10 protein-coding genes and 1 pseudogene are annotated in these 15,699 nt (G+C 66.8%); all 11 read left to right on the plus strand.

Translation table 11 applies throughout. The annotated features are described in order from the left end of the window. Positions 1-415 precede the first annotated feature (415 nt). Positions 416-2,503, plus strand: a pseudogene (locus IFT58_RS01040) (methyl-accepting chemotaxis protein); the annotation flags it as partial. Between the two features lie 241 nt (positions 2,504-2,744). Next, the gene (locus IFT58_RS01045; protein WP_192093688.1) at positions 2,745-2,912 is read left to right on the plus strand and encodes a hypothetical protein; all 168 of its coding nucleotides are present in this window, start codon (positions 2,745-2,747) and stop codon (positions 2,910-2,912) included. 39 nt (positions 2,913-2,951) lie between these two features. Continuing rightward, complete coding sequence (locus IFT58_RS01050; RefSeq protein ID WP_192093689.1) at positions 2,952-5,144, plus strand: methyl-accepting chemotaxis protein; 2,193 nt, start codon at positions 2,952-2,954, stop codon at positions 5,142-5,144. Positions 5,145-5,330: 186 nt separating this feature from the next. Continuing rightward, a complete protein-coding gene (locus IFT58_RS01055) occupies positions 5,331-6,110 on the plus strand; it encodes a flagellar brake protein (RefSeq protein ID WP_192079299.1) in 780 nt (259 codons plus the stop codon). Positions 6,111-6,395: 285 nt separating this feature from the next. Next, a complete protein-coding gene (locus IFT58_RS01060) occupies positions 6,396-6,887 on the plus strand; it encodes a chemotaxis protein CheW (protein WP_188324139.1) in 492 nt (163 codons plus the stop codon). 128 nt (positions 6,888-7,015) lie between these two features. Further along, positions 7,016-7,396 carry a hypothetical protein gene (locus IFT58_RS01065; protein WP_188324140.1) on the plus strand — a complete coding sequence of 127 codons (381 nt, stop codon included), beginning with the start codon at positions 7,016-7,018 and terminating at the stop codon, positions 7,394-7,396. A 96-nt stretch (positions 7,397-7,492) separates the two neighbouring features. Beyond that, on the plus strand, positions 7,493-9,856 hold the full coding sequence (locus tag IFT58_RS01070) for a methyl-accepting chemotaxis protein (protein WP_192093690.1): 2,364 nt from the start codon (positions 7,493-7,495) through the stop codon (positions 9,854-9,856). A gap of 519 nt (positions 9,857-10,375) precedes the next feature. After that, a complete protein-coding gene (locus tag IFT58_RS01075; RefSeq protein ID WP_192079295.1) occupies positions 10,376-12,658 on the plus strand; it encodes a methyl-accepting chemotaxis protein in 2,283 nt (760 codons plus the stop codon). A gap of 59 nt (positions 12,659-12,717) precedes the next feature. Next, positions 12,718-13,584: a CheR family methyltransferase gene (locus IFT58_RS01080; RefSeq protein WP_188327287.1), complete on the plus strand. Its 867-nt coding sequence runs from the start codon at positions 12,718-12,720 to the stop codon at positions 13,582-13,584. Beyond that, positions 13,581-14,180, plus strand: coding sequence for a chemoreceptor glutamine deamidase CheD (cheD, locus tag IFT58_RS01085; RefSeq protein WP_188324143.1), 600 nt, complete (start codon positions 13,581-13,583; stop codon positions 14,178-14,180). The genes IFT58_RS01080 and cheD overlap by 4 nt, the downstream gene beginning before the upstream one ends. Further along, the gene (locus IFT58_RS01090) at positions 14,177-15,250 is read left to right on the plus strand and encodes a chemotaxis response regulator protein-glutamate methylesterase (RefSeq protein ID WP_188324144.1); all 1,074 of its coding nucleotides are present in this window, start codon (positions 14,177-14,179) and stop codon (positions 15,248-15,250) included. The genes cheD and IFT58_RS01090 overlap by 4 nt, the downstream gene beginning before the upstream one ends. The last annotated feature ends 449 nt before the right edge of the window (positions 15,251-15,699 follow it).

Here is a 15,699-nt window from a genome sequence, read left to right on the forward strand (position 1 = left end):
GCGCTGCACTGACCTCCGGTCGCGCCGAGCCACGCTCGGCGGCTTGTCTGCCCACGATCACGACGCCTGATACACGCCGCGCTGCGCTGACTTCCGGTAGCGCCGAGCCATGCTCGGCGGTTTTTCCGCCCGCGATCATGACGCCTGATACAGGCCGCGCTGCGCGCTCGCCGAGCCATGCTCGGCGGCTTTTCCGCCCGCGATCACGACGCCTGATACACGCGCTGCGCGCTCGCCGAGCGTGGCTCGGCGCTACCGGGCACTGCGGCTGACGAACATATCGCGCTACAGATCCCCGTGGCGATGCCGCTATCTGTGTAGACGGCGTGATGATGCCCCCTCCATTGCGGGCCGTTTTCCTGAAAAGTTCCCACGGCCCTGCCGCGGGCGCATCGTCCTGCCCTGGAGCACCCCCATGAAGTGGTTCCGCGATCTCCCCATTGCCCGCAAGCTGGCCGTGGGATTCACCCTGACCACCCTGATGACGCTCGTGCTGGGCGTGTTCGCCCTGCTGCGCCTGTCTGAAGCCAACACCCAGCTGCGCGGCATGGCCACCGACGCCATTCCCTCCGTGCAGCATCTGGGCGAAGTGCGTTCGCAGCTCGGCGAGTTCCGCACTTACGAAATGGCCCAGCTGACCATGCTGGACAAGCCGGAGAAGGTTGCCGACTACAACACCCGCATGGACGCTACCGCCAAGGTCGTGCGTGAGGAGCTGGACGCGTATGCCGTGCTGAAGGCCGACGCGCAGGAGCGCGCGCTGTTCGACAAGGTCAAGGCAGGCGTCGATGCGTACTTCGCCGCCAACGTACAGCTGCGTGCGGCAGGCGCAAGCGGTGATGCGGTGCTGGCCCAGCAGGTGTCCGACGAGCAGTCGCGCCCCCTGCGTCGCAAACTGTTTGAAGACCTCAAGGCGCTGAGCGCCTACAGCGGCACCGTCATGGACGCCGGCATGGCGCGCGCCAATGCCACTCACCGCAACAGCATGGTCGCCATCATCGCGGCGATGGTGCTGCTCTCGCTGGTCGCCGCGGCACTGGCCGTCACTATTTCGCGCGTCATCACCGTGCCACTGGGCAAGGCCGTGCAGGCCATCCAGGCGGTTGCACGCGGTGACCTGAGTGTCAGCACGCCGGCCACCAGCAACGACGAAGCCGGCCGCATGCTGACCGCGACCGCCGAAATGACCGCCACCCTGCGCCGTTTCTCCGGCCAGACCCAGCAGATGGTGGAAATGCATGCGGGCCCGGACATCAACCACCGCATCCCGGAAGATTTCCCGGGTGTGTACGGTGAGCTGGCGCACGGCATCAACACCGTGATCTTCGAGCACCTTGATTCCATCCGCGATGCAATCGACGTGCTCAACCAGTACGCCGCCGGCAACCTGGCGCCGGATGCACGACGCCTGCCCGGCACCCGCGCGATCCTGCACGAATCGATGGATGCCGCAAAAGCCAGCCTGATGGCCATCAATACGCAGATCCAGCAGCTGGCCTCCGCGGCGGCGGCTGGTGACTTCAGCCAGCGCGGCGACGCGTCCCGCTTCGAGCATGACTTCAAGCTCATGATCGAGCAGCTGAACACCATGATGCACGTGGCCGACGGCAACCTGTCGCAGCTCTCGCAGCTGCTGCAGGCGATCGCCGCCGGCGATCTGACCGCGCGCATGGACGGCGAGTTCCACGGTGTATTCGCGCTGATGCGCGATGATGCCAACACTACCGTCAGCCAGTTGACCGGCATCGTGTCGCGCATCCAGGTGTCGGCGCAGAGCATCCGCGGTGCAGCCAGTGAAATCGCGGCCGGCAACAACGATCTGTCGCGCCGTACCGAACAGCAGGCCGCCAATCTGGAAGAAACGGCGGCGTCGATGGAGGAACTGACCTCCACCGTGCGCCAGAACGCCGAGCACGCGCGCCAGGCCAACCAGCTTGCCATCGGCGCCGCCGGTGTCGCGTCGCAGGGCGGCGAAGTGGTGGGTCAGGTCGTCAGCACCATGAGCGCGATCGAGGCGTCTTCCAAGAAGATCGCCGAGATCATTTCGGTGATCGACGGCATCGCGTTCCAGACCAACATCCTGGCATTGAACGCCGCGGTCGAAGCGGCCCGCGCCGGTGACCAGGGCCGCGGCTTCGCCGTGGTGGCCAGCGAAGTGCGCACGTTGGCACAGCGCTCAGCCGCTGCCGCGAAAGAGATCAAGGGCCTGATCGACGAATCCGTCGACAAGGTGGCCGATGGCTCTGCACTGGTGCATCGGGCCGGCGCCACCATGGGCGAGATCGTCGCCTCGGTACAGCGCGTGACCGACATCATGGCCGAGATTTCCGCGGCCTCGCAGGAGCAGTCTGCCGGCATCGAACAGGTCAACCAGACCGTGGTGCAGATGGATGAAACCACCCAGCAGAATGCCGCGCTGGTGGAAGAAGCCACTGCCGCCGCACGCTCTATGGAAGAACAGGCCATGCAGCTGACCGATGCGGCATCGCAGTTCCGTATCGCGGGCGGTGCCGCCAGCACCCCGGCCGCCGCGGCCCCCGTCGTGCCATCGAAAGCCAAACCATCGGCAGCCCGTACGACGGCCCGCAAGCCTGCGCCGGTCATCCGCCAGCCCGTCCTGGCAGGCGAAGGGGACTGGCAGGAGTTCTGATCACCCCGGGTCACGCTCCCTGCCGCGTCCCGGTGTTGGATTCCCCTCGCGCGCGGGAGGGATCCAACCACACTCATCCGATGCAAGGAGTGCCATGGACGCACCTGCCGAACCGGTAGCCACTGCCCGCCGACGCCCACTGAGGGCGCTTGCGGGCCTTCTGCTGTTGGCCATCTGGATCGGCTGGGCCGTCCCTGCCCTCTGGCACCAGAACAGCACATCCCCTGCTCCGCTGTGTGTCGCCTTCAACGACCGCCGCTGAGTGTCTACACCGCAGTCCATGCCAAAAGGAGCATTGCGCATGTCCGCACCCTCCCGCACCGCCGAGTCGTTCGTCGGTCACGAAAAACTTCCCTTCCTGCAGGTCCTCGGCGCAGACGCCGACCGCCTGTTCCTCGGCCTCACCGCCGTACTCGCTCTGGTCTCGATGGGCCTGGCGCTGCGTGCAGGCATCTGGATGCCTTTCCTGGCGATCAGCCTGCCTACGGCGCTGGTGGTCGCCGCACAGGTCCACCTGCTGCCGGGCACGCGGCTGTCGCGCTGCACGGTGGCGCTGGGCTGGATGGTGCTCGCCGCCACCTTGATCCACCAGACCAACGGACTGCTTGAAACCCACTTCACGGTCATCGTCTTGATCGCGCTGCTGCTGTATTACCGCGACTGGCTGCCGTTGGTGGTTGCCGCGGCGGCGATCGCGATCCACCACGTTGCGTTCTTCTGGCTGCAGCAGCGGGGCCTGCCCTACCCGGTCTTCAGCGCCGGCAGCGGCATCGGCGTGCTGGTGCTGCATGCCAGCTACGTCGTGGTGGAGACCGGGCTGCTGTCGGTGATGGCGATCCAGATGCGTCGCCAGTTGGTACTGCTTGGCCATGACCCACGCCAGCTGGCCGTGCTGGCCCGTGGCGTGGCGGCAGATCAGCCTTTGCCCCCCGGCATCCATGCAGGCCAGTTCCCGGCGGACTCACTGGCGAGCGCCCTGGTGCAGACAAGCACGCAGCTGCTGCAGCGTCGTGAGCGCGAACAAGCGGTGCTGGGCGAAACGCTGCGCATCCGCTCCGCACTGGAGGATGTCACCACCAACGTGATGATTGCCGACCGCGAGCGCAACATCGTGTTCGTCAACCGTCCCCTGCAGAAGATGCTGGCCGCTGCCGAAGCCGACCTGCGCCGCGACCTGCCGCAGTTCAGCGCAGCCGACCTGCTCGGCCGCAACATCGATATCTTCCATCGCAACCCGGCCCACCAGGCGACGCTGCTGGACACGCTGACCACCACCTACCGCGCGCAGATCCGCGTGGGCGGGCGCGTGCTGCAGCTCATCGTCAACCCCATCATCAATGGCGAGGGAGAGCGCCAGGGCTTCGTGGTCGAATGGGCTGATCGCACCGTGGAAGTGCAGGTGGAAGAAGAGCTCGGCCGCATCGTGCAGGCGGCGGCCGACGGTGATTTCAGTGGCAGGGTGGCCTGCGCAGGGAAGACCGGCTTCTTCCTGCAGCTGGCACAGCATCTCAATGCCCTGCTGGACGCGAATGCCACCAGCATCGAGCAGATATCCGCCCTGCTGTCATCGCTGTCGCGGGGCGATCTCACGGTGCGCATGGAGGGCGACTTCCACGGCGTCTTCGCCCGCATCCGCGATGATGCCAATGCCACCGTCGACCAGCTGACCGGCATCGTCGGCAGCATCAAGGATGCGTCGAGCCACATCAACCACACCGCATCCGGTCTCGCGCAGGGCAATGAGCACCTTGCCAGCCGCACGGAGCAGCAGGCCGCCAGCCTGGAAGAGACCGCGGCGACGATGGAAGAACTGACCGCTGCAGTGCGGCAGAATGCCGAGCATGCGCATACCGCCAACCGCGTCGCCAGCGGCGCCGCGGACGTGGCGGCTGCCGGTGGCGCGGTCGTCGGCAATGTGGTGACCACCATGACCGACATCGAGCGCGCGTCACGACGCATTGCTGAAATCATCTCGGTCATCGACGGCATTTCCTTCCAGACCAACATCCTGGCGCTGAACGCCGCGGTCGAAGCCGCGCGTGCCGGTGAACAAGGTCGTGGTTTTGCTGTCGTCGCCTCGGAAGTGCGCGTGCTCGCACAGCGTTCGGCAGACGCCGCCAAGCAGATCAAGGGCCTGATCGAAGACTCGGTGGACAAGGTGACCGAGGGGACCACCCTGGTGCAGCGCGCCGGGGCGACCATGGACGAGATCATGCAGTCCGTGCAGCAGGTCAACCAGATCATGGGCGAGATTGCGGCGGCATCGCAGGAGCAGAGCGCGGGCATCGAACAGGTCAACCAGAGCATCAGCCACATGGATGCGTCCACCCGGCAGAACGGCGCTCTGGTGGAAGCGTCCACCGAGGCCACGCAGGCGATGAGCGAACAGGCCGCGCGCCTGGCCGAAGCCGTGGCACGTTTCCGCCTGCAGGCCGACGACGGTGAAACCGCCGTGATGCGGCGGCTGCGGGAGCTTGCCGGGCACGCCCCCTGAGGGACGTGACGGCCGCTGACCGTCAGCTCAGTGCCGCTGCGCTCGCCGAGCGTGGCTCGGCGCTACCCCACGTGTCCGCGTAACACGCCGGCGTCGCGGGCTTCAGGAAAGCACGGCTTTGCCGATATGCTGAAAGACGCACCGTGCCGCACGTCACGGTTTTTCCCGCTCTCGAACGCAGAACCGATGTCCGCAGGCAGCCACGACGACGCACAGGAACACCCTACCGCGCATGACGACAGCGCCGATGAGCGTTTCCTCGTGCGCAATCCGCTGCAGGTGCGGCAACTGCTCCGACAGCTGATCGAGCACCGATCGCTGATCAACGCGCACATTGGTGGACGCGACCAGAGCTTCCCCACCGCCGTACTGGAAATCGACGAGGACGAAGCGCAGCTGATGCTCGATGGCAGTCCGCAGGAGGCGTCGAACCGCGCCGCCGAGGCCGCCGGCTATCTGTTGTGCTTCGCCCAGCTGGATCGCGTGCTGGTGCGCTTCCGCGTGGATATCGTGCAGCGGGAGCAGAACGGCCGCCATATCGCCTTCCGCGCCAGCCTGCCGGACGAGATGGTGCACCTGCAGCGTCGCGAGATGTACCGGCTGGAGACACCGATCACGGATTCACCCCACCTGCTGCTGCCTGCGGCCGATGGCCGGCCTGAGCCACTGTCGATGCGCGTGCTGGATATCAGCGGCGGTGGACTGGCGGTGGCCCTGCCCGCCGAGTACAACGTCTTCGGCATGCAGAAGCGCTACGACGCCGTGCTGTCCGTGCCGGATGGTCCGGACCTGCAGATCAGCCTGATCGCCTGCAACGAGCGCGTGCAGAAGCTGCCCAGCGGCGTCGAAGTGAACCGCGTCGGCCTGCGCTTCGACCGCCTGCCGCGCGGCGGCGACAGCACCATCCAGCGCTACATCTTCCGCATCGACCGCCAGCGCAGCGCCCGCAAGAACGGCGAATCGTAGCCGGCGGATTGACACCCCGGTAGAGCCGGCTTCAGCCGGCTGCTTGCTGGCACCCCGGTAGGCCGGCTTCAGCCGGCTGCTTGCTGGCACCCCGGTAGAGCCGGCTTCAGCCGGCTGCATGTCCTGTTGGCGGTGCCGACTGAAGTCGGCATTACCGGTCGGCGTTACCGATCGGCCCTACGGGCCGGCACTACGGGCCGCCGTTGCAGGTCAGCGCTAAAGTCGTGGCAGCAGCAGCCGATACCGAGCCTGAGACCGCGAATCACGGCACCCAGGACACCCTCGATGAACGACAAGAACCAGGCCCACGCCGATACCGGCGGCGAGTTCCTCAGCTTCACCCTCGGCGACGAGCACTACGGCGTGGACATCCTCAAGGTGCAGGAAATCCGCGGCTATGACGCGGTGACCCGCGTGCCGGACGCACCGGATTACATCAAGGGCGTCATCAACCTGCGCGGCACCATCGTGCCGGTCATCGACCTGCGCCTGAAGCTGCGCCTGGAAAATGCCCGCTACGACGCCTTCACCGTGATGATCGTGCTGAACGTGGAAGACCGCGTCGTCGGCATCGTGGTGGACAGCGTCTCCGATGTGATCCCGCTGGCCGCAGAGCAGATCCGCCCGACCCCCGAATTCGGCGCCGCCGTCGATACCCGTTTCATCTCGGGCATCGGCACCCAGGACGACCGCATGCTGATTTTGCTGGACATCGAAACCCTGCTCGACAGCGCTGACATGGGTCAGCCCGCTGCGCTGGAAGAAGTCGCTGCCTGATCGTCACCGATCAAAACAAAATCCTTCAGTTCCACCTGCAACGGCCGATAGGGGAGTCAGGACCGCCCGCGATGGAACGCGCCAGGCCGGCCACCCGATCACCATTCTTCTTATTGGAGTACCCGTCGATGAAGTCCCTGCTCGCTTTTGCGTCTGCCACCCTGCTGGCCGCCACCGCCCTCACCGCCTCCGCGCAGTCGGCCATGATTCCGCCGGAAATGGCAGCCCGCCAGGTCGGCAAGGACGGCATGGTCTGCGGCAAGGTGGAAAAGGCCCGCTTCGCTGAAGGCTCGGAAGGGTCGCCGACCTTCCTGTACATGGGCGGTGCGTTCCCGCGCCACACCTTCTCCGCGCGCATCGCCGGCGCCAACCGCGGCAAGTTCAGCTTCCCGCTGGAAACCCTGGAAGGCAAGACCGTCTGCGTGATCGGCAAGATCGAGCGTGATGCCTCGCGTGCTGAAATCGAAGTCAGCTCGCCGGCTGGCCTGAAGCTGGCCGACATCAAGTAATACCGGCCTGTCCTGCCACGCCGGCCCGTCCGGCGTGGCTGCTGCACCCGGACCATGGTGGTCCGGACGCGTCCGCCTTTGGAGAGTGCAACGCCCATGCCCTGGATCAACAACCTCAAACTGATGCCCAAGCTGATGGCCACCTTTGGTGTCCTCCTGCTGGTGATGCTGCTTCAGGGCATCGTGGCCTACCGTGGCCTGGACTCGCTCAACGACGTGACGACGACGCTGGCCGGCAAGCGGATGGAAAGCATCCGCATGGCCGGCGAAATGCGCGGCATGCTCGGCGAGTACCGCAACTCTTCCTACCAGCAGCTGATCCGTGCCAGCGATGACGTCAAGGCCGAAGCACGCACGCGTGCCGCAGACCTGCGCAAGCAGCTGGACACCTCCATCAAGGCCTATCCGGGCCTGGTCGATGGGGCGCAGCAGAAGGCGCTGTTCGACGCCTTCGTCAAGGACTGGAACCAGACCCTGACCTCCTATGATTCGGTCAGCGAGATGCTGGAACTGCAGCTGCCCGACGATGCCATCGATACCTTCGTCGGTGAAACGCGCACGTTGCACAGCAAATCGTCGGCCGCGCTGGAAGCGCTGATCGCCGAAGACAACCGCCTTGCCCGCGCTGCGCGCGACGAGGCCACCTCGACCTACGCCACCTCGTCCATGCTGATGCTGATCGCCCTGCTGGGCGGCGCGGCACTCGGCCTGGTGCTGGTGTATCTGTTCGCCCGCTCCCTGGTGGGCAGTGTCCGCGGCGCGGTCAGCGTTGCCAACGAAGTCGCCAGCGGCAAGCTGGACGGCCACATCGACACCTCGCGTTCGGATGAAGTCGGCGACCTGATGCAGGCCATGCAGCGCATGCAGCGCGACCTGCGCGAGCGTATCGAACGCGACGAAGCCATCGCCAGCGAGAACCTGCGCATCCGCACCGCGCTGGATTACAGCTCTACCGGTGTGTTCCTCAGCGATGCGAACCAGCAGATCGTCTACGCCAACAGCGCGCTGCAGCAGTCGCTCGTCGAGCATGCCGACGAACTGCGCAAGGACCTGCCGGGCTTCGACCCCGAAGCACCGCTGGTCGGCCGCCCGGTCGCCGAGCTGGAACACGGTGGCCAGGCCGATGCGGCCGTCATGGCCGAGCTGGCCAAGACCGGCGTCGCCCGCCGCGAAGTGCAGTACGGCCAGGCGCAGTTCGCCCAGGTCATCACCACCATCCGCAACGAAGACGGTGACACCGTCGGCCATGTGACCGAATGGCGCGACCGGACCCCGGAAGCTGCCGTGGAAGCGGAAGTCGCGCAGGTCATCGCCCGCGCCGCCGCAGGCGACCTCACCGGCCGTGTCGGCAGCGAAGGCAAGGACGGCTTCTTCCTGCAGCTGGCCAATCAGATCAATGGCCTGCTCAATGCGAATGCCAGCAGCATCGAGCAGATCTCGCAGCTGCTTGCCGCCCTGTCACGCGGCGACCTGACCGCCCGCATGCAGGGCGACTACCAGGGCGTGTTCGCCCAGATGCGCGACGACGCCAACGCCACCGCCGAACAGCTCAGTGGCATCGTCACCCGCATCAAGCACTCCAGCCGCGCCATCAACTCGGCCGCCGGTGAGATCGCCAGCGGCAACAGCGATCTGTCGCGCCGTACCGAGCAGCAGGCCGCGAACCTGGAAGAAACCGCCGCATCGATGGAGGAACTGACCTCCACCGTTCGTCAGAACGCCGAGCACGCACGCCAGGCCAACCAGCTCGCCATCGGCGCCGCCGGTGTCGCCTCGCAGGGCGGCGAAGTGGTCGGCCAGGTGGTCACCACCATGTCGGCCATCCAGACCTCCTCCAAGAAGATTGCTGAAATCATCTCAGTCATCGACGGCATCGCGTTCCAGACCAACATCCTGGCGCTGAATGCCGCGGTGGAAGCCGCCCGTGCCGGTGAACAGGGCCGTGGCTTCGCCGTGGTCGCCAGCGAAGTGCGCACCCTGGCCCAGCGCTCCGCCGCTGCCGCCAAGGAAATCAAGGGCCTGATCGACGACTCGGTCGGCAAGGTCGCCGATGGCTCCGCCCTGGTCAACAAGGCCGGTGCCACCATGAGTGAAATCGTCGCCTCGGTGCAGCGCGTGACCGACATCATGTCCGAGATCTCCGCCGCCTCGCAGGAACAGTCTGCCGGCATCGAACAGGTGAACCAGACCGTCGTGCAGATGGATGAAACCACCCAGCAGAACGCCGCGCTGGTGGAAGAAGCCACCGCCGCCGCGCGGGCCATGGAAGAACAGGCCGGCCACCTGAGTGAAGCCGTTTCGGTGTTCACCCTGGATGAGTCGGACGTGCAGCACGAGGCCCCGGCCGCCGCCCGTCCGCGTGCCGCCGCACCCGCCGCCTCCGCCGCGCCGACAGTGCGTCGTCCCACCACCCGCCAGCCCGCCGCCGAGCTGGCCGAAGGGGACTGGGCAGAGTTCTGATCCGACGACATCTTCGGATAAGGCCGGGCCATGTGCCCGGCCTTTTTTTATCCCGCCGCCCGCGATCCCCGGTAGCGCCGAGCCACGCTCGGCGAGCGGAGCGGCAACGCATGGACGGCCAGCGGGCGTGAGAACCGCGTGCGTCACGCGAACGGCAGCCGACTGAAGTCGGCTCTACCGGGGATCGCACGCGCGGGGAGTGTTGGGCGCGGGGCAGCGTTGGTAGCGCCGAGCCACGCTCGGCGAGCGCACCGCGCGGCCCCCATCAGGCATCGCGTTGCCGGCAGGACGTAACCGCCGAGCCCGGCGCGGCACGACCCACCCCGCCACCGCGCAGGACCCCCGGGTAGCGCCGAGCCACGCTCGGCGAGCGCACCGCGCGGCCGCCGTCAGGCATCGCGATGCCGGCAGGAAGTTACCGCCCGGCGCGGCGCGGCCAAAGCACTCAATTGTCCGCCGCAGCGGCCGATAACGTGGTTGACGCAGTACCGCGTCCCCTTCCCTGTTCTGGCCTCCTCCATGACGCTCAAGCAACGCTGGCATCGCTACTTCGACAACCTTCCGGTCCGCCGCAAGCTCAACCTGTTGACCGTGCTGATCGCCATCGGCGTCGTCGCGCTGTCCATCGTGGCGGCGCGCATGCAGTACCTGGACCTGACCGAGACACGCAAGGAATCGCTTGCCGTCCAGGTCGAGCTTGCCGAGGGCGTGCTGACCCATTACCAGCGTCTGTCCGCCAAGGGTGAGCTGACCGAAGAAGCCGCCAAGGCCGCCGCGCTGCAGGCGATCGACGCCATGCGCGCACAGAACGATGCCTACTACTACAACGTGCTGGACACGAACTACGTGCTGCTGATGCACCCGTTCAAGCCCGAACGTGTCGGCAGCGTGCAGAAGGATTACAAATCAGTCGACGGAGTGCCGCTGTACTACCTGCAGGTGGGCATGGCGCGCATCGGCGGCGGCTACACCTATTACCAGACCAACAAGCCCGGCGCCGAGAAGCCCATCGACAAGGTCACCTACGCGCACATGTTCGCGCCGTGGCAGTGGGTGGTCACCAGTGGCGTCTACATGGACGACGTGCAGGCGCAGGCATGGACCTTCACCCTGATCATGGCGCTGACCGGCGGCCTCGTCGTGCTGCTGGTGCTGGCGCTGAGCTGGGTGATCGGCAGCCGCATCGCCACCCCGCTGCGCAAGGCGACCCTGGTGGCCGAAGGCATTGCCGCCGGCAAGTTGGACAACACCATCGGCGACCAACCGCACGATGAAACCGGCCGCCTGCTGCACAGCATGTCGCGCATGCAGGATCAGCTGCACGCGGTAATCGGCGGACAGCGGGAGATGGCCCGCCGCCACGAATCAGGCGAGCTGTCCTACCGTATCGACGCCAGCACCGTGCCTGGCGAGTACGGGCAGATGGTGCGTGACACCAACACCCTCGTCGGCAACCACGTGCAGACCCTGCACGATGTGCTGGGCGTGGTGCAGCAGTACGCCGTTGGCGACCTGCGTACCGATATCGCCCGCTATCCGGGTGAGAAGGCGGCGATCACCACGACCGTGGACGCCGTAAAGGCCAACCTCGCCCGTATCAACGCCGAGATCAAGCGCTTGGCTGGTGCGGCGGCGGCCGGTGATTTCAGCCAGCGCGGCGATGCGGCCTCGTTCGAGCACGACTTCCGTGCCATGGTCGAAAACCTCAACGCCATGACCGCCGTCAGCGATGACAACCTGGGCAAGCTGTCGCACCTGCTGTCCGCCATCGCCGAAGGCGACCTGACCGCCCGCATGCACGGCGAGTTCCAAGGCGTCTTCGCGCGGATGCGCGACGATGCCAATGCCACGGTGATCCAGCTGACCCAGATCGTCGGCCAGATCCAGGGTGCCACCAGCAGCATCACCTTGGCCGCCGGTGAAATCGCCAGCGGCAACAGCGATCTGTCGCGCCGTACCGAACAGCAGGCCGCCAACCTGGAAGAAACCGCTGCCTCGATGGAGGAACTGACCTCCACCGTGCGCCAGAACGCCGAGCACGCACGCCAGGCCAACCAGCTGGCCATCGGTGCGGCGTCCGTCGCCTCGCAGGGTGGCGACGTCGTGGGCCAGGTGGTCACCACCATGTCAGCCATCCAGACCTCGTCCAAGAAAATCGCCGAGATCATCACCGTCATCGACGGCATCGCCTTCCAGACCAACATCCTGGCGCTGAACGCTGCGGTGGAAGCAGCGCGTGCGGGTGAACAAGGCCGCGGTTTCGCCGTGGTCGCCAGCGAAGTGCGCACCCTCGCCCAGCGCTCCGCTGCGGCGGCCAAGGAGATCAAGGGCCTGATCGATGACTCGGTCACCAACGTGGCCGACGGCTCGGCACTGGTGAACAAGGCCGGTGCCACCATGGGCGAGATCGTCGCTTCGGTGCAGCGCGTCACCGACATCATGGCCGAGATCTCCGCGGCATCGCAGGAGCAGTCCGCCGGCATCGAACAGGTCAACCAGACCGTGGTGCAGATGGACGAAACCACCCAGCAGAATGCCGCGCTGGTCGAAGAAGCCACCGCCGCCGCGCGGGCCATGGAAGAACAGGCCACCCAGCTCGCCGATGCCGTGGCGATCTTCCGTCTGGACAACCAGGTCAACGCCGCGGTGCGCGCCGTTGCCGAGCGCATCGAGCGTCCGGCGCAACGCGCATCCACCCCGACAACCCCCGCACCCCGCGCGGCCGCCCGTCCGCCGGCCCGCGCGCCTGCGACGCCGCGTGCGCTGTCGACCCCTGACGATGGCAACTGGCAGGAATTCTGATCCGTCCGGCGTGGGCTTGTCCCGCGCCACCGTCCCCGCTCTGGACACACCCTGTGACCCTGCCCGCCTCCCCGATCATCCGCAGTGACAACCGCGAGTTCGACTTCGCCGACCGCGATTTCCGCCGTGTCTGCGAACTCATCCACCAGCGGGCCGGCATCGCGCTGGCCCCCGCCAAGCGCGACATGGTCTACGGCCGGTTGTCGCGGCGCCTGCGTGCGCTCGGCCTGCGCAGCTTCCAGCAATACCTGGACCTGCTGGAAAACGGCGGCGATGACGAATGGCAGGCGTTCACCAACGCATTGACCACCAACCTCACCGCCTTCTTCCGCGAGCCGCATCACTTCGAGAAACTGCGCGAAGAGTTGATGGCACGTGCCGCCACGGCGACCAGCGCCAATCCGCTGCTGCTGTGGTCCTGCGCGGCGTCCACCGGCGAAGAGCCCTACTCCATCGCCATCACTGCCTGTGAAGCCTTTGGCACGCTGAAGCCGCCGGTACGCATCGTGGCCACCGACGTGGATACGCAGGTATTGGCCACCGCAGCACGCGGCGTGTACGCGATCGATCGCGTGTCCGGGCTGGAGCCCGACCTGCGCCGCCGCTACTTCCAGCGCGGGACGGGCCCCAATGATGGCCAGTGCCGCGTCGTGCCCGCGCTGCGCGATCTGATCGACTACCGCCCGCTGAACCTGCTGGCGCCACGTTTCGACATCGGCGGGCCGTTCACCGCGCTGTTCTGCCGCAACGTGATGATCTACTTCGACAAGCCCACCCAGCGCGACATCCTGGGCCGGCTGGTCAAGCATCTGGCCGATGACGGGATGCTGTACACCGGTCACTCGGAGAACTATCTGCACGCTGCCGACCTGATCCAGCCCTGCGGCCGCACCTTGTACCGCCGCGCACCGGGGGCCCCGGTATGAGTGCCGCCGCACTGCGCGAAGACGATGTCATGCGGTACTACGACAGCCGTTTCAAGGTGACCGCGGCCAAGCTGCTGCCCACCCAGTACCTGGTGGTGGACGATGACACCGCACTGACCACCATCCTCGGTTCCTGCGTGGCCGCCTGCCTGCGCGACCCGGTGCTGCGCATCGGCGGCATGAACCACTTCCTGCTGCCGGAAGGCAATGTCGGCGACGGCGCGCCCGCGCGCTACGGCAGCTACGCCATGGAACTGCTGATCAACGACCTGCTCAAGCGCGGCGCCAACCGCAAGCGCCTGGAGGCCAAAGTGTTCGGTGGCGCCAACGTGTTGAAAGGCTTCACCAGCAATCCGGTCGGTACCCGCAACGCCGAGTTCGTGCGCCAGTACCTGCAGGCCGAACACATCCCGATCATTGCCGAAGACCTGTGCGGCATCCATCCGCGCAAGATCTGGTTCTTCGCCGATAGCGGGCGCGTCGTGGTGAACCGCCTGCCGCATGCGCACGAGGCCGAAGTGGCGGCAACCGAATCGGCGGTGCGTGCCCGTCTGTCCAAGGCACCGGTCACCGGTGGTGTGGAGCTGTTCGAATGAGCCTGGAACAACCGTGCCGCGTCTTGATCGTGGACGACTCTGCCGTGGTCCGGCAGATACTGACTGAGATCCTGGCCAGCGATCCGGGCATCGAAGTGGTGGGCACCGCGGCCGATCCGCTGCTGGCGCGCGAGAAGATCAAGCGGCTGGCGCCGGACGTGATCACGCTGGACGTGGAAATGCCGCGCATGGACGGCCTGGCCTTCCTGGAAAACCTGATGCGTCTGCACCCGCTGCCGGTGGTGATGATTTCATCGCTGACCGAACGCGGCGCGGACACCACGCTGCAGGCCCTGGCGCTGGGCGCAGTGGATTTCGTGTCCAAACCGAAACTCGACGTGACCCGCGGGCTGCAGGGGTATGCGGATGAGATCATCGAGAAGGTGAAGACCGCCTCGCGCTCGCGGGTACGCGCATTGGTGCGTGCACCGGTGGCGCCGAAACTCACGTTGGCGTCCACGGGCACGCCCACCGCGCCGCGGCCGTCACAGTTCCGCACCACGGACCGGCTGATCGCCATCGGCGCCTCCGCCGGCGGCACCGAGGCACTGCGCGTGGTGCTGGAAGGCCTGCCCGCCGATGCCCCGGCCGTGGTGATGACCCAGCACCTGCCGGCCACGTTCAGCACCGCGTTCGCCGAACGGCTGGACCGCCACTCGGCCATGGCCGTGCGCGAGGCCACCGACGGCGAAGCAGTACTGCCGGGCCACGCCTACCTGCCGCCGGGCGGCAAGCACCTGCGGGTGATCCGCGACGGTGCCCGCTGGCGCTGCCGCATCGACGATGGCCCGCCCGTGAACCGGCACAAGCCGGCGGTGGACGTGCTGTTCCAGTCGGTGGCACAGAGTGCCGGCGCCAATGCGATCGGGGTGATCCTGACCGGCATGGGCGATGACGGCGCACGTGGCCTGCTGCAACTGCGCCAGGCCGGCGCGCCGACACTGGTGCAGGACGAAGCCACGTCCGTGGTCTGGGGCATGCCGGGCGCCGCGTTCAAGCTCGGCGCGGCCGAAGAGCAGCTGCCGCTGGAGAAGATCGCCGAGCGCCTGCTGGCGCTGTCGCGCACGTGATCCGGTAGCGCCGACCCATGGTCGGCGGCTCTTTGCGGATGCACCCGGACACATTCCCGGCTGCGGAAAGGTAGTGACGGCCGCTGGCCGTCAGCGCTCTGGTAGCGCCGACCCATGGTCGGCGGCTCTTTGCGGAAACGCCCGGACTGATTCCCTGCTGCGGAAAGGTAGTGACGGCCGCTGGCGGTCAGCGCCCTGGTAGCGCCGACCCATGGTCGGCGGCTTTTTGCTGATGCACCCGGACAACTTCCGCCGAGCATGGCTCGGCGCTACCAGCCGATCACCAGATCATCGCGTTCGTCATCGCCGACCCATGGTCGGCGGCTCTTTGCTGATGCACCCGGACACATTCCCATCTGCGGAAAGGCAGTGACGGCCGCTGGCCGTCTGCGCCTCGGTAGCGCCGATCCATGGTCGGCGGCTCTTTGCTGATGCACCCGGACAACTTC

Origin of the sequence: Stenotrophomonas sp. CFBP 13718 (assembly GCF_014842145.1) — a bacterium.
Classification (GTDB): Bacteria; Pseudomonadota; Gammaproteobacteria; order Xanthomonadales; family Xanthomonadaceae; genus Stenotrophomonas.

Bases quoted from the DNA above. Each gene is read 5' to 3' on its own strand.
- IFT58_RS01045 (WP_192093688.1), top strand. From the start codon at position 2,745: ATGGACGCACCTGCCGAACCGGTAGCCACTGCCCGCCGACGCCCACTG.
- IFT58_RS01050 (WP_192093689.1), top strand. From the start codon at position 2,952: ATGTCCGCACCCTCCCGCACCGCCGAGTCGTTCGTCGGTCACGAAAAA.
- IFT58_RS01055 (WP_192079299.1), top strand. From the start codon at position 5,331: ATGTCCGCAGGCAGCCACGACGACGCACAGGAACACCCTACCGCGCAT.
- IFT58_RS01060 (WP_188324139.1), top strand. From the start codon at position 6,396: ATGAACGACAAGAACCAGGCCCACGCCGATACCGGCGGCGAGTTCCTC.
- IFT58_RS01065 (WP_188324140.1), top strand. From the start codon at position 7,016: ATGAAGTCCCTGCTCGCTTTTGCGTCTGCCACCCTGCTGGCCGCCACC.
- IFT58_RS01070 (WP_192093690.1), top strand. From the start codon at position 7,493: ATGCCCTGGATCAACAACCTCAAACTGATGCCCAAGCTGATGGCCACC.
- IFT58_RS01075 (WP_192079295.1), top strand. From the start codon at position 10,376: ATGACGCTCAAGCAACGCTGGCATCGCTACTTCGACAACCTTCCGGTC.
- cheD (WP_188324143.1), top strand. From the start codon at position 13,581: ATGAGTGCCGCCGCACTGCGCGAAGACGATGTCATGCGGTACTACGAC.
- IFT58_RS01090 (WP_188324144.1), top strand. From the start codon at position 14,177: ATGAGCCTGGAACAACCGTGCCGCGTCTTGATCGTGGACGACTCTGCC.